Genomic DNA, 14,286 nt, shown 5'->3' with positions numbered 1-14,286 from the left:
TACAGTGGTTTCATTATTTATTCAATAACGGAGCCAAGACGATGTCCACCGCATTCTCCCCCGCCAGCCGCGCCACGCCCCCGCGCCTGCACTTTCTCGACTGGCTGCGCATCTGCGCCTTCCTGCTGCTGATCCTCTTCCACACGGGGATGTATTACGTGACGTGGGGCTGGCACGTGAAGAGTCCCTACGCCAGCGACGCCATCGAACCGCTGATGCGCCTGTCGTCGCCGTGGCGACTGAGCCTGCTGTTCCTGATCTCCGGCGTCGCTTCCACCTTCATCCTGAACAAGACGGGCGTGGCTGCCTTCCTGCGCCAGCGCAGCGTGCGGCTGCTGGTGCCGCTGCTGTTCGGCATGGCCGTGATCGTGCCGCCACAATCTTATTTCGAGGTGGTGGAAAAGCTGCACTACGCGGGCAGCTATGGCGACTTCCTGCGCCTGTATGCGAGCGGCTACCACGGCTTCTGCCAGGACGGCTGCCTGATCCTGCCGACCTGGAACCACCTGTGGTTCGTCTGCTACCTGTGGGTGTACACAGTCGCGCTGGCGGCCATCGCCGCGCTGGCCGGCGGCGCCATGGCGCGCTGGGGCGCGCGGCTGGAGCAGTTGCTGACGGGCTGGAAGCTGATCGCGCTGCCGGTCGCCGTGCTGGCCCTGTACCGCATCGTGCTGGCCATGCGCTTCCCCACCACCCACGCCCTGATCGACGATTGGTTCGAACATGCGAACAACTTCTCGCTGTTCCTGCTGGGTGCCCTGATGGCGTGGCGTCCCGGCTTCTGGGCCCGCACCGAGCGCGCGCGCTGGGCGGCGCTGGGCCTGGCCCTCACATGTTGGTGCATGGGCGAGATTTTCCACGCCCAACCGGGCGCCGTGCGGGACCACATCTTCACCGAGGCGTTCGCCTACGCCGGCGCACCGCTGCTGGTGGTGTATGCGCTGTGCCAATGGAGCGCCATCGTCGCCGCCTGCGGCTTCGCCCACCGCCACCTGCGCGCGGACGGCCCGGCGCGGCGCTACCTGACGCAAGCCGTGTTCCCGGTCTATATCGTGCACCAGACGCTGATCGTGTGCATGGCCCACCTGCTCAAGCCAGCCCAGCTCGCGCCCGGTCTGGAAGCGGCCGTGCTGATTGTACTGACCCTGACCATCAGCTTCGCCGCGTTCGAAGTGGCGCGCCGCTTTGCGTTGCTGCGGCCCCTGTTCGGCATCAACGGTCCCTTGCCGCGCGCCGAGCCGGCCCTGGACACGGCCACCGCCGCAGCGCGCCCGGCCGCCGCCTGATCGCGATACCGCCCCGTCAGCGCACGAAGGTCAGCGTGTGCGCGGCGGGGCCGGGCAGCAGCGGGGTCTGGCGGCCCGCCACCCAGTCTTCCCGGCCGTCGAGGAAGTACGGCGACAGCGGATGGCCGCTCTGCCCGCCGGGCATGTTGAAGATGCCCTGCTCCTCCTTGCCCGGCGTGACCGTCAGCCGCTCGGACTGGCCGAACGTCGGTCCCGCCACGCGCGGCATGTTGCTGTCGCCGGGCAGCATCTCGGGCGGCACCTTGAGCCAGCGGCCCAGCAGCGGCACGGCGCTGGCGAACGGATGGGCGCTGGCGGCCGTGTTGCGCTGGCCCCAGGTGGCCGCCGCCAGCGGCTGGCCGTCCCTGGTCAGGTCGGCCGTCACGCGGTCGATGGCGGCCAGTTGCACGTCCTGCCAGCTGGCGTATGGCGCCGGCAGCCATGCGGCCGGCTGCGCATCGAGCAACCGCGCCAGCGCCACCGGCCAGCGCTGCGTGACGGCGGCCATGTTCGATTTGGGATCAAGCTTGGCCAGTTCGTCGTTGGCATGCTCGAACACGATGTCATACAGCGCGTGCATGTAGCCGCGCGCGATGCGGTAGCCGGCTGAATCGACGCTGGCATGGCCGCTCCAGTTGTCCCTCAACAGCCGCAGCGCTTCGGCGCGCTGCGCATGGCCGGCCACGGCCTTGCCGTTATCGGCCAGCAGCGCCTTGATGGCGCGATCGCGCCAGCCTTCAATGAACACGGCGCGGTCGTCCAGACCCACCGCATACACTTGCGGCACGTTCGTTTTCGCGCCCAGCGCGCGCAGGTCGTCGCGCACCTGGCGCGTGCGCGCGCCGAGGTCGAAGCCGCCGTCGCCGATCAGCTCCGCACCAGCGCCGGCCAGCTGGCGGCTGTTGGCCGTGGCCAGCTGGCCGCCGGCAGGATTGAACACGCGCGGATAGTCGGCCGGCGCCAGCCAGCCTTGCCAGACACCGGTCGCATCCCCGGCCGCCAGCGGATAGGTGGCCGCCTCGCCGGTGGCGGCGCGGCGCGGCAGCGGGCCGGCGATGGTCCAGCCGATGTTGCCGCGGTCGTCGCCGGCCACGAAATTCTGGGCCGGGATGCCCAGCGTGGGCGCGATCAGCAGGGCCTGCTCGACCGAGTTGGCCGCTTCCAGCTGCATGGCGTTGAAGTTGATGGCGGCCGCCGTGTGGGCGGTCCAGTGCACGGCGTACTGGCGCCCCGCCACTTCGCGGATCGGCCCCAGCGACGTTTCGCGCACCAGCAGCTTGTCGGCCGGCGCACCTTTGACGAGGATGGTTTCTTCATGCACGGCCGGGGTTTCCCAGCCGGCCTGGGTGCGCACCTGGCCGGGGTGGCCGCTATCGGTGTCGAGCGCCACCAGGTCCAGGTAATCGCCATAACTGTTGGTAAAGCCCCAGGCCACGTGGCCATTGCTGCCCACCACCACGGCCGGCGTACCGGGCAGGGTCACGCCCACCACGCGGCGCTGGCCGCCGCCGGCGTCCGGAAATTGCAGCGCGGCGCGATACCAGGTGTTGGGCAGTTGTATGCCCAGGTGCATATCGTCGGACACGATGGCGCCGCCGTCGGCGCTGCGGCTGCCCGCCACGGCCCAGTTGTTACTGCCCACCATATCGAGGAAGGCGACGGACGCCGTCTGCGGTGCGCCCTGCGCGCGCGGCTTGCCCCACCACGCGGGCGGCGCGGCCGGGATGGGCGCGTCGGCCAGCGGCAGTTGGTCGGCGTCCAGCGGCGCGTCCCATGCGGTGGCGGCCGGCGCCAGGAAGGCGCGCTGCGCCGCGTCCGTGTGCTCCAGCAACCAGCCGCGTGCCAGCTCGCGCGGCTCCTGGCCGCCTTGCAGGTCGAAGTACATGGCCCAGATCACCAGCAGCGTATCCTCGGGCGTCCAGGGACGGGGCGCCATGCCGATCAGCGCGTATTCGAACGGCCGCGCGCGCAGCGCCTGCAAGCCGGCGTTGACGCCGCCCACGTAGCGCTCCAGCAGCGCGCGCTGGTCGTCCGGCATGCCCTGCAGCGCCAGCGTGGCGCGCGCGCGGAAGCGGTGCAGGCGGTGGGCGCGGTCCACGCCCAGCGCGCGGGCGCCGAACAGTTCGGACAATTCACCGGCCGCCACCCGGCGCAGCAAATCCATCTGGAAGTAGCGGTCCTGGGCGTGCACGAAGCCGGTCGCGTAGGCCACGTCGAGCCGGTCCGCGCCACTGATGAGCGGCACGCCGTGCGCGTCGCGCGCCACGCTGACCTGGGCGTGCAGGGCCGGCGCATGCAGTTCGCCGTCCAGCTGCGCCATGCTGGCGCGCAGGAACAGCCAGCCGCCCAGCGCGCTCGCCGCCACCAGCCCCGCCGCGCCCAGCGCCACGCGGCCCGTCCACACCCTCGTTCTGCTTTTCTGCATGCGCTTCCCTCTCGTTTGCGGCTGGCACCGGCGGCAGCCAGCGGGGAAGTGTGCCAGAAATCAAGGCGCCGGCATAGCGCGTAGCAGGCCAATTTATTGGAACGCCACCTCCGTGAAACTGCGCAGTTTGCGGCTGTGCAACTTGTCCACGCCCAGCGCGCGCAGCATCTCCATGGCGCGGATGCCGATGCGCAGGTGCTGGTCGACCCGCTCGCGGTAGAAGTGGTTGGCCATGCCGGGCAGCTTGATCTCGCCGTGCATCGGCTTGTCGCTCACGCACAGCAGGGTGCCGTACGGGACGCGGAAGCGGAAGCCGTTGGCGGCGATGGTGGCGCTCTCCATGTCCAGCGCCACGGCGCGGCTCTGGCTGAAGCGGCGCTCGGGCGTGCGCTGCGGCAGCAGCTCCCAGTTGCGGTTGTCGGTGCTGGCCACGGTCCCGGTGCGCATCACGCGCTTGAGGTCATGGCCCGTCAACTGCGTGACCTCGGCCACGGCGGCCTCGATCGCCACCTGCACCTCGGCCAGCGGCGGGATCGGCACCCACAGCGGCAAGTCCTCGTCGAGCACATGGTCCTCGCGCACGTAGCCGTGGGCCAGCACGTAGTCGCCCAGCTGCTGGGTGTTGCGCAGGCCGGCGCAGTGGCCCAGCATCAGCCACGCGTGCGGCCGCAGCACGGCCACGTGGTCGGTGATGGTCTTGGCGTTGGCCGGCCCCACGCCGATGTTGACCATGCTGATGCCGCTGCCGTCGGCCCGGATCAGGTGGTAGCCGGGCATCTGCGGCAGCCGTGGCAATGGCGCGCCCAGCGCGTCGCCCGGCTCGGCGGCCGTGCCGGCCCGGCGCGTGACCAGGTTGCCCGGCTCGATGAAGGCGATGTAGTCGTCCTGGCCGTCCTTGAGCGGTTCGCTCATCAGCGACAGTCCCAGCTTGACGAATTCGTCGATGTAGAACTGGTAGTTGGTGAACAGGACAAACTTCTGGAAGTGCTCGGGCGAAGTGCCCGTGTAGTGGCGCAGCCGCTGCAGGGAATAGTCCACGCGCGGCGCCGTAAACAGCGCCAGCGGTTCCGGTTTGCCGGGCGGCGTCTCGTGAGTGCCGTTGGCGATGCCATCGTCCATCGCGCCCAGGTCCGGCAAGTCGAACACGTCGCGCATCAGCAGGCGCCGCTCGGCGCTCAGGCTGCCCTCGATGTGTTCATGTTCGGCGAACGAAAAATGGATGGGGATGGGCTGGGTGCTGATGCCCACCTGCAGGTGCACGGCCTGGCGACTGCCGTGGTTCTTCAGCAGCAGCCGGAATTGCTGCTGGTAGTAGCGCGCATACAGGTCGGGCCGGGTCAGCGTGGTCTCGTAGGTGCCGGGGCCGGCCACAAAGCCGAACGACAGGCGCGAATCGGCGCGCGCCACCGTGTCCGTGTGCACGCGCACGAACGGGTAGCAGGCGCGCACCCGCTCGCCCACATCCTCGCCGGCCACGAAGCGCCGCATGGCCTCGCGCAGGTGGGCGATGCTGCCATCGTAGATGGTCTTGACCTGCTCCCAGGCGGCCTCCGGATCGTCGAACAACATGGGGGCGATGAACGGGCGGTGGTGCATGGCGGTTCCTTCCACGGTGATAACGCAGGGCAATTATCACCAGTGTATGCGAACCGCGGGGTCCGTGCCAACATCCATGAAATTCGGTGTCAGCTCGTGTCCGAATGACAGACCTGACACCGGCTTTGGCACCGGCTTTTTTATTTGCCCAGCACGTACTGGCCCGGCGCGTCGCACAGGGCTTTGGGCATCTTGGGCGGGGCCGCCAGCTCGGGCGCGGAATGGCGCGCCAGCCAGGCGTGCCAGTGCGGCCACCACGACCCTTCCGTCACTTCGGCCGTCTGCTGCCATTCCTCGGGGCTGAGGAAGTGCGAGCCGGGCGGGCGGTGCGCCATCGACTTGAAGCTGCGGTTGGCATGCCCCGGTTCGCACACGATGCCGGCGTTGTGGCCGCCCGAGGCCAGCACGAAGTCCACCGGGGCGTCGGCCATCAGGTGGATCTTGTACACGGACTTCCACGGCGAGACGTGGTCGCGCCCCGTGCCCACCACGTACATCGGCGCCTTGATGTCGGAGATGGCGGCCGCCTTGCCGTCCACGCAGTAGCGGCCTTCGGCCAGGTCGTTGTCGAGGAACAGGTGCTTCAGGTATTCGCTGTGCATGCGGTACGGCATGCGGGTGGTGTCGGCGTTCCACGCCATCAGGTCGTTGGGGATGTTGCGCTGGCCCATCAGGTATTCGCGCATGATGCGCGACCAGATCATGTCGCGCGAATTGAGCAGGCGGAACGAGCCGGCCATCTGCGAGCCGTCCAGGTAGCCGTGCTGCCACATCATCGCGTCCAGGAACGCCAGTTCGCTGTGGTCGATGAACAGGCCCAGCTCGCCGGGGTCGCTGAAGTCCGTCTGCGCGGCCAGCAGCGACACGCTTTTCAGCTTGCCCGCATGGCGGTGCCGGCCCGACCCGTACACGGCCGCCGCGATCGCCAGCAGCGTACCGCCCAGGCAGTAGCCGACGGCGTGGATGGGCTGTCCCGTCAGGCGGTCCACTTCGCGCACCGTGTCGAACACGCCGTGCCGCAGGTAGTCGTCCATGCCCAGGTCGCGGTCGGCCGCCACCGGGTTGCGCCACGAGGCCATGTACACCGTGTGGCCCTGCTCGACCAGGTAGCGCACCATGGAGTTGTGCGGCGACAGGTCGAGGATGTAGTACTTCATGATCCACGACGGGATGATCAGCACCGGCTCGCGGTACACCTTGGCCGTCTGCGGCTTGTACTGGATCAGCTCCACCAGCTCGTTGCGGTACACCACCTTGCCCGGCGTGACGGCCACGTTGCGCCCCACTTCGTAGGCGCTGTGCTCGTCCTTGGGCGCCTGGCCGCGCCCGCCCAGGTCCTGCATCCAGTTGGCCCAGCCCTGCAGCACGCTCTGGCCCTGGGTCTCGTAGGCCTTGTGCAGCACTTCGGGATTGGTCCAGAAGTAGTTCGACGGCGAGGCCACGTCCAGCAACTGGCGCGCCGTGAAGCTGACCACGTCCGCATGGTGGGCCGACACGCCGCGCACGCCGGTGGTGGCCTCGCGCCAGAACTGCTCCGTTTGCAGGAAGGCGTGCGACAGCGCGTTGAACGGCCAGGCCGACCATTCCGGCGCCGAGAAGCGGTTCTCGCCCTCGCGCCGCTCGGGCGCGACGGGCGCCAGGTCGCCGCTCATCTTGATGGCCAGGTCCAGCAATTCCATCTGCTTGCCCGGCGAGGTGGCCAGGTGCAGCAGCCAGTCCTGGAACGCCAGCGACATGGCGATCGGCGACACCCCGCCCGTGATCTTGGCCACCGCGCTTTGCAGGCGCAGGTCGAGCGGGTTGGTGGAGACGCCATGGTCGTCGATATAGCAGGCCGGATGCTGCTCGGCCTTGGCGGCCGTCACGGGCTCGGACTGGGTGGTCACGTCGTTCAGGTTCACGATTGCTCCTTCTAGAATTGATTTTCATTATTGCAATTGTCGAACGCTAATGTATTTGATCTAGATCAAATACAGCCTCATGAAACGTCCTCTACACTGCGCTGCATCAATACCAACCTTTTCGGTATCCATGAAGAACAAGAATATACAGCGCCTCAGGTGCTGCCAGGCGATCATCGCCTGTTTAATCGGTGCCATGTGCAACCGCAGCATAGCATCCGAAACCCTGGCCCAGGCGTGGGCCAGCGCGCAGCAGGTCGACCACACGGTGGCCGCCGCCGCCGAACGCGAAGCGGCGGCCCGCGACGGCCTGGCCGCGGCCGAGGCGCACCGCCTGCCCAATGTGAGCCTGTCGGCCGGCTACACCCGGCTGCAATCGGAGCCGGCCGCCGCCATCGCCATCCCCGCCCTGCACATCAACGGCCTGCCGTTCGCGCAGGATGAAGCCTACTCCGCCGCCGTCAGCTTCAGCGCACCGCTGTTCACGGCCGGGCGCATCAGCCACGGCATCGCCGCCGCCGGCGCCATGACGGACGCGGCCCGCGCCGCCAGTGCGCTCAGCAAGCAGGAGTTGAAACTGGCCGTGGCCGAAGCCTACGTCAACGTGCTGCGCGCCCAGCACCTGAACGGCGTGGCCACCAGCCATGTCACCGCCATCACGCGCCACGCGGACGACGTGGAACAGCTCTACAAACAAGGCTACGCCGCCCGCCACGACGTGCTGGCCTCGCAAGTGGCGCTGGCGGACGCGCGCCAGCAGGCGCTGCAGGCGGCCAACGGCGTGGCGCTGGCCAGCGCCGCCTACAACCGCCTGCTGGGCCGCCCGCAGGACGCGCCGGCCGATCTGGCCGAATTGAACGACACGGAGGAACCGTCGGCCAGCCAGTTGGCGGGCCTGATCGCGGCCGGCCGCGCCCAGCGCAACGAACTGGCGCAGCTGGGCGCGCAGGAAACGGCCTTGCGCCGCCAGTCCGACAGCGTGGCGGCCCAGCGCGCGCCGCAAGTGGGCGTGAATGGCGGCTGGGGCAAGCTGCAGAACCGCTACCTGGTCGAGGACAAGGGCTGGTGGATAGGCGTGGCCCTCAAGTGGGACTTGTTCGACGGTGGCCTGGTCAAACGCGAATCGGCCCAGCTGGCGTCGAACGCGCGCGCCGTGGCCGAACTGCGCGCCGACGCGGCCGACAAGATCGAGCTGCAGGTGCGCCAGGCCTGGCTGCGCTGGCAGGAAGCGGCGGCCCGCATCGACGTGGCGCGCGCCGCGCTGGCCCAAGCCGACGAGACGCTGGACCTGTCGCGCGAACGCTACCGCGCCGGCCTGGCGCCCAACAGCGAGGTGCTGGACGCGGAAACGCGCCGCGCCGGCGCCTACGCCAACCGCGACAACGCCTGGTACGACCGCGCGCTGGCCCGCCTGCGCCTGCAATATGCGAGCGGCAGCCTGTGAGCGCCGCCCTCCCCCACATTCCGAAAGCCATCCATGACTGACAAACGCAAATACCTGGGCCCCGCCGTGATCACGCTGGTGCTGTGCGCCGTGGGCGGCGGCCTGGCCTACTACCTGCTGCACGCGCGCAGCATGCCCGACGGCCTGATCGCCGCCAGCGGCCGCATCGAGGGTGACCGCATCGTCGCGGCCAGCAAATTCCCGGGCCGCATCGCCACCATGCTGGTGCACGAGGGCGACAGCGTGAAGGCCGGCGCCGGCGTGGCCCAGCTGGACGACCAGCAGATCGCCACGCGCCTCGAACAGGCGCGCCAGGCCTACAACGCGGTGCAGGCCCAGGTGCAGTCGGCCGAGGCCAGCCTCGCCATCGCGCGGCGCGAGGTGCCGCTGTCCCAGGCCAGCGCCAACGCCGGCGTGAGCCAGGCCGAAGCCGTGCTGGCCAAGGCGCAGGCGGTGGAGGCGCAGGCATCGCGCGACGCCCAGCGCCACCGCGAACTGTTTGAACACGGCAGCATCGAGCGCCACCGCGCCGAACAGGCCGACCTGGCCTGGCATGTGGCCCAGGCCGACGTGACCGCTGCGCGCGAGACGCTGGTGCGCGCGCGCCAGGGCGCGAGCGAGGCGGCGCTGGGCGGCGACAAGGTCAAGGCCCGCGAGCAGGAACTGGCGGCGCTCAAGGCGCAACTGGCCCGCGCGGCCGGCGCCGTGGCCGAGGCGCAGTCCGTCAGCGGCGACCAGCTGGTGGTGGCGCCCGCCGCCGGCGTGGTGGTGTCGCGCCTGCGCGAACCCGGTGAAGTGATCCAGGCCGGCAGCGCCATCGCGGAACTGGCCGACCTCGACGCGCTGCACCTGAAGGTGTACGTGCCGGAAGCGCAGATCGGCAAAGTTAAACTGGGCCAGCCCGTGCGGCTGTACGTCGATTCACAGCCGGGCAAGGCCTACGAGGCCAAGGTCAGCTACATCGCCTCGCGCGCCGAATTCACGCCCAAGGAAGTGCAGACGGCCGATGAACGGGTCAAGCTGGTGTACGCCGTCAAGCTGGCCATCGTGGCCAACCCGGAACACCGCCTCACGCCCGGCCTGCCGGCCGACGCCGTGATCCGCTGGGACGAGCATGTGGCATGGCAGAAGCCGACGTGGTGAGCGCATCGTCATCATTGCTGGTTGAAGCGCGCGGCCTGGGCAAGCGCTATGGCGCGGTGCGCGCCGTGGACGCCGTGGAGCTGGAAGTGCGGCCCGGCGAGATCTATGGCCTGATCGGTCCGGACGGCGCCGGCAAGAGCAGCCTGCTCAAGGCCGTCGCCGGCATCCTGCGCTTCGACAGCGGCACGCTGGACGTGTTCGGCGTGCGCCTGGACAGCGAGCGCGCGTGCGAACGCATCAAGGACCGCATCGGCCTGATGCCGCAGGGCCTGGGCCAGAACCTGTACGGCGACCTGTCGGTCGAGGAGAACATCGATTACTTCGGCGGCCTGCGCCTGCTGGGCGGCGACGAGCTGACCAAGCGCAAGGACAGCCTGCTGCGCAGCACGCGGCTGGATGCGTTCCGCGACCGGCCCATGAAGAACCTGTCGGGCGGCATGAAGCAGAAGCTGGGCCTCGTGTGCACGCTGATCCACCAGCCGCAACTGGTGATCCTGGACGAGCCGACCACCGGCGTCGATCCCGTGTCGCGCCGCGAATTCTGGGCCATCCTGGACCGGCTACTGGCCGAACACGGCACCACGGCGCTGGTCTCGACGGCCTACATGGACGAGGCGAGCCGCTTCCACCGCGTCTCCATGATGCACGAGGGCCGCATGCTGGCCAGCGGCACGCCCGAGCGCATGCGCGCGCTGAGCGCCGGACGCATCGTGCGCAGCGGCGCGGACGGCCGCCAGGCCGAGGCGCTGGAACGGCTGCAGCGCAGCTATCCGCAAGCGGAGGCGCTGGGCCGCGAACTGCGCGTGTTCGTGGACGGTGACGACGCCAACGCCGCGCTGGAGCAAGTCGAACAAACGCTGGATGGCCTGCCGCACGACCCGTGCGAAGTGCTGGAGCCGGAACTGGAGGACGTGTTCATCGCCCTGCTGCGCCAGCGCGGCGCGCAAGCGGACGCGAAGCGGACACCCGGCGCGGTGACGAACGGCGCGACCAGCGCGGCCACGCCGACGGCGGCCGGCCGGGCCAGCGCGCCAGCCACGCCCGCGTCCGTCCCCGCGCCCTCGCTCGCGTCCATGCCCGCACCTGCCAGCGCGCCCGCGCGCGCGACCGACGCCACCCCCGCCATCGAGGCCGACCAGCTGACCCGCACCTTCGGCGCCTTCAAGGCCGCCGACGCCGTCAGCTTCCGCGTGCCGCAAGGCGAGATCTTCGGCCTGCTGGGCGCCAATGGCGCCGGCAAGAGCACCGTCATCAAGATGCTGACGGGGATTTTGCGCCCCAGCGACGGGCGTGGCCGCGTGGCCGGCGCCGACATGCGCGACGCTGGCCGCCAGATCCGCGAACGCATCGGCTACATGTCGCAGGCGTTCTCACTGTACCTGGACCTGACGGTGATGGAGAACATCCGCCTGTACGCCGGCATCTACGCCGTGCCGCCCCAGCTGGAGGCCGAGCGCATCGCCTGGGTGCTCGACATGGCCGGCCTGCACCCGTTCGCCGGCGCGCTGGCGGCCAGCCTGCCCATGGGCCTGCGCCAACGCCTGGCGCTGGGCTGCGCGCTGCTGCACCGGCCGCAGGTGCTGTTCCTGGACGAACCCACGTCCGGTGTGGACCCGGTGGGCCGGCGCGCGTTCTGGGACATCCTGTTCCGCCTGTCGCGCGAGGACAAGGTGACCATTCTCGTCACCACCCACTACATGTCCGAGGCCGAACACTGCGACCACATCGCCCTGATGTACGCGGGCCGCGTGGTGGCCGACGCCTCGCCCGAACAACTCAAGGCCGGCGTGGAGCGCGACGCCGGCAAGCTGTACGAACTGACCACCAGCGCGCCGCAGCCGCTGCTGGACATGCTGCGCGCCGAGGCGCTGGGCCAGGCCGCCCTGTTCGGCTCGCACATCCACCTGCTGCTGCCCGATCCGCAGGCGGGGCTGGCGCGGCTCGATACCCTGCTGGCCAAACACGGCATGCAGGTGGACGCCATCACGCCGCGCCGCCTGTCGATGGAGGACGTGTTCGTCCACCTCGTCACCAAACTGGAAGCGGCCGACCAGGCCCGCGCCGGCGCCGCCACGGCCAAGGGCGCGGCCGGGGGTGATGGCAAAGGCGCGGCCGAAGGTGGGGCCAACCCGTCCGCACAGGGAGCATCCGCATGAACCTGCACCGCATCGCCGTCGTCGCCTACAAGGAGTGGCGCGAAATCGTGCGCGACCGGCTGTTCTTCGCGCTGGCCTTCATCGTGCCCTCGCTGCTGATGCTGCTGTTCGGCTACGGCCTGTCGCTGGACGTGGAGAACATCCCGCTGGCCGTGGTCGATTACGACCAGAGCGTGCAATCGCGCGACTACGCGCACCGCTTCACCGACTCGCGCTATTTCGAATTCCACGGCTATGGCAAGAACGAGGAGGCGCTGCGCAAGCTGGTGGTCAACAACACGCTGCGGGCCGTGATCGTGATTCCGCCGCAGTTCGGCGCGCGCCTGGCCAGCGGCCACCCGGCCGAGGCGCAGACCTGGATCGACGGCACCTTCCCGTTCCGCGCGCTGACGGCCAAGGGCTATGTGACGGCCATCAACGCGGCCGCCACGCTCGACCACATGGCGCGCTGGCTGGGCGACGCCAACGGCGTGCCCGCCGCCAGCGTGCGCGCGCTGCTGCAGCCGGTGAAGCTGGAAACGCGCTACCTGTACAACCAGGAAGTGAAAAGCATCTGGTCGATCGCGCCCAAGCTGATCATGGTGATCCTGATGCTGTCGCCGCCGTTCCTGACGGCGCTGGGCGTGGTGCGCGAGAAGGAGTCGGGCGCCATTTACAACGTGTACGCGTCCACGCTGTCGCGCGGCGAGTACCTGGTGGGCAAGCTCACGCCCTATGTGGGCATCTCCATCATCAACGCCTCGCTGCTGACGGCCATGGCGCTGCTGCTGTTCGGCGCGCCGTTCAAGGGTAACCCGCTGCTGTTCATGCTCGCCACCGTGCTGTACGTGATCTGCACCACCGGCATCGGCCTGCTGGTGTCGGTGCTGGTCAACACCCAGGTGGCGGCCATGGTGGGCACGGCCATCGTGACGGTGGTGCCGGCCGTGCTGTACTCGGGCATGATCATCCCCATCCCGTCGCTGTCGGCCGAGGCGGCGCTGATCGCCCACCTGCTGCCAGGCATGTACTACGCCGACATCGCCACCGGCAGCTTCCTCAAGGGCGCCGGGCTGGCCGCGCTGTGGCAGGACGTGCTGATCCTGGCCCTGTACGCGGCGGCCCTGTTCACGGCCGGCTTCCTCGGCTTCCACAAGCGCCCCGCCAACTGAATGACCACCACTATGCGACTTTGGCCAACTAACGCAACTGCCACCTGGTGGCGCCGCCTGCGCGTGATGACGTGGAAAGAACTGGTGCAGCTGATGCGCGACCCGCTGCTGCTGCTGTTCGTCGTCTACGCCTTCTCGGCCGACATCTACAACGCCGCCGCCGGCGTCACCCTGCAACTGAACAACGCGGCGCTGGCCGTGCTGGACATGGACCGCAGCGCCGCCTCGCGCGAGCTGGCCGGCCGCTTCCTGGCGCCCGAATTCCGCCAGATCGGCAGCGCCGGCCACGCGAGCACCGGCCAGGCCCTGCTCGACAAGGGCGACGCCATGGCCCTGCTCGACGTGCCGCCCGGCTTCGGCGCGTCGCTGGCGCGCGGCGAACCCGCCGCCGTGCAGATGCAGATCGACGCCTCCAACTCCGTGCAGGGCTTCCTCACCTCCGTGGACGCGGCCCAGATCGTGGCCCGCTTCGGCCTCGAATCGGCCGCCGCCCGCCTCGGCCTGGGCAATGCCACGCTGGACGGCCCGCTGATCGACAACCGCGTGCGCGTGTGGTTCAACCCCAACCAGAACGACGCCTGGTTCATGGGCATCTCCGAGCTGCTCAACGTGATCACGCTGTTCTCCATGCTGCTGCCGGCGGCGGCCATGGTGCGCGAGAAGGAGCGCGGCACCATCGAGCAGTTGCTGGTGTCGCCGCTGGGCCCCTTGCAGATCATGCTGCCCAAGATCGTGGCCATGGTGGCCGTGATCCTGTGCGGCACGGCGCTCGGCCTGTTTGGCTTGCTGATCCCCGTGTTCGGCGTGCCGGTGCACGGCAGCCTGCTGCTGTTCCTGGCCGTGTGCACGGCCTACATCTGCACGCTGGCCGGCATCGGCATCCTAATCGCCACCGTCACGCGCAACATGGCGCAGGCGGGCATGATGGTGATCCTGATCCTGGCGCCGATGATGTTCCTGTCCGGCGCCTGGACCCCGCCCGAAGCCATGCCGGCCGTGATGCGGGCGCTGATGTACATCTCGCCGCTGTACTATTTCATCAACGCCAGCTACGGCATCCTGCTCAAGGGCGCCGGTTTGCTCAGCCTGTGGCCCATGATCGCCGGCATCGTCGGCCTGGGCCTGGCCGTGGGCGTGGCCTGCACGCTGCGCTTCACCCGCCAGTTCGGCTGAACGCGGCCCGC

Annotated in this window: 9 protein-coding genes; 6 read left to right on the top strand and 3 right to left on the bottom strand. The window is 69.4% G+C overall.

The features are described 5' to 3' along the window. Positions 1 to 41: 41 nt before the first annotated feature. The gene (locus tag H3H37_RS12780) at positions 42 to 1,286 is read left to right on the top strand and encodes an acyltransferase family protein (protein ID WP_182162984.1); all 1,245 of its coding nucleotides are present in this window, start codon (positions 42 to 44) and stop codon (positions 1,284 to 1,286) included. Between the two features lie 16 nt (positions 1,287 to 1,302). Here the strand turns inward: H3H37_RS12780 and H3H37_RS12775 are convergent, their stop codons facing one another. The 3 genes from H3H37_RS12775 to H3H37_RS12765 form a co-directional block, all read right to left on the bottom strand. Continuing rightward, positions 1,303 to 3,711, bottom strand: coding sequence for a penicillin acylase family protein (locus H3H37_RS12775; protein WP_182162982.1), 2,409 nt, complete (start codon positions 3,709 to 3,711; stop codon positions 1,303 to 1,305). 93 nt (positions 3,712 to 3,804) lie between these two features. Then, complete coding sequence (locus H3H37_RS12770) at positions 3,805 to 5,307, bottom strand: AMP nucleosidase (protein ID WP_182162980.1); 1,503 nt, start codon at positions 5,305 to 5,307, stop codon at positions 3,805 to 3,807. Between the two features lie 140 nt (positions 5,308 to 5,447). Continuing rightward, a complete protein-coding gene (locus tag H3H37_RS12765) occupies positions 5,448 to 7,208 on the bottom strand; it encodes a PHA/PHB synthase family protein (protein ID WP_311197478.1) in 1,761 nt (586 codons plus the stop codon). A gap of 196 nt (positions 7,209 to 7,404) precedes the next feature. Between H3H37_RS12765 and H3H37_RS12760 the strand changes: the two genes are divergently transcribed. From H3H37_RS12760 to H3H37_RS12740, 5 genes are all read left to right on the top strand, one after another. Further along, positions 7,405 to 8,652: a TolC family protein gene (locus H3H37_RS12760; protein ID WP_182162978.1), complete on the top strand. Its 1,248-nt coding sequence runs from the start codon at positions 7,405 to 7,407 to the stop codon at positions 8,650 to 8,652. 33 nt (positions 8,653 to 8,685) lie between these two features. Further along, positions 8,686 to 9,795, top strand: a complete 1,110-nt coding sequence (locus H3H37_RS12755) for an HlyD family secretion protein (protein ID WP_182162976.1) — start codon at positions 8,686 to 8,688, stop codon at positions 9,793 to 9,795. After that, entirely contained in the window at positions 9,774 to 11,951 is a 2,178-nt protein-coding gene (locus H3H37_RS25855) for an ATP-binding cassette domain-containing protein (RefSeq protein ID WP_182162974.1), read from the top strand. Before H3H37_RS12755 ends, H3H37_RS25855 begins: the two co-directional genes overlap by 22 nt. Continuing rightward, positions 11,948 to 13,102, top strand: coding sequence for an ABC transporter permease (locus tag H3H37_RS12745; RefSeq protein WP_182162972.1), 1,155 nt, complete (start codon positions 11,948 to 11,950; stop codon positions 13,100 to 13,102). Before H3H37_RS25855 ends, H3H37_RS12745 begins: the two co-directional genes overlap by 4 nt. Positions 13,103 to 13,168: 66 nt before the next feature. Beyond that, the gene (locus tag H3H37_RS12740) at positions 13,169 to 14,275 is read left to right on the top strand and encodes an ABC transporter permease (protein WP_229218817.1); all 1,107 of its coding nucleotides are present in this window, start codon (positions 13,169 to 13,171) and stop codon (positions 14,273 to 14,275) included. Positions 14,276 to 14,286: the final 11 nt, after the last annotated feature.

The sequence above is a fragment of the Rugamonas brunnea genome (assembly GCF_014042345.1).
Classification (GTDB): domain Bacteria; phylum Pseudomonadota; class Gammaproteobacteria; order Burkholderiales; family Burkholderiaceae_D; genus Rugamonas; species Rugamonas brunnea.
This window is presented reverse-complemented; position numbering and strand designations above follow the sequence as displayed.

Excerpts from the sequence above, each read along its gene's own strand:
- H3H37_RS12780 (WP_182162984.1), top strand. The coding sequence starts at position 42 with ATGTCCACCGCATTCTCCCCCGCCAGCCGCGCCACGCCCCCGCGCCTG.
- H3H37_RS12775 (WP_182162982.1), bottom strand. The coding sequence starts at position 3,711 with ATGCAGAAAAGCAGAACGAGGGTGTGGACGGGCCGCGTGGCGCTGGGC.
- H3H37_RS12770 (WP_182162980.1), bottom strand. The coding sequence starts at position 5,307 with ATGCACCACCGCCCGTTCATCGCCCCCATGTTGTTCGACGATCCGGAG.
- H3H37_RS12760 (WP_182162978.1), top strand. The coding sequence starts at position 7,405 with ATGTGCAACCGCAGCATAGCATCCGAAACCCTGGCCCAGGCGTGGGCC.
- H3H37_RS12755 (WP_182162976.1), top strand. The coding sequence starts at position 8,686 with ATGACTGACAAACGCAAATACCTGGGCCCCGCCGTGATCACGCTGGTG.
- H3H37_RS25855 (WP_182162974.1), top strand. The coding sequence starts at position 9,774 with ATGGCAGAAGCCGACGTGGTGAGCGCATCGTCATCATTGCTGGTTGAA.
- H3H37_RS12745 (WP_182162972.1), top strand. The coding sequence starts at position 11,948 with ATGAACCTGCACCGCATCGCCGTCGTCGCCTACAAGGAGTGGCGCGAA.
- H3H37_RS12740 (WP_229218817.1), top strand. The coding sequence starts at position 13,169 with ATGACGTGGAAAGAACTGGTGCAGCTGATGCGCGACCCGCTGCTGCTG.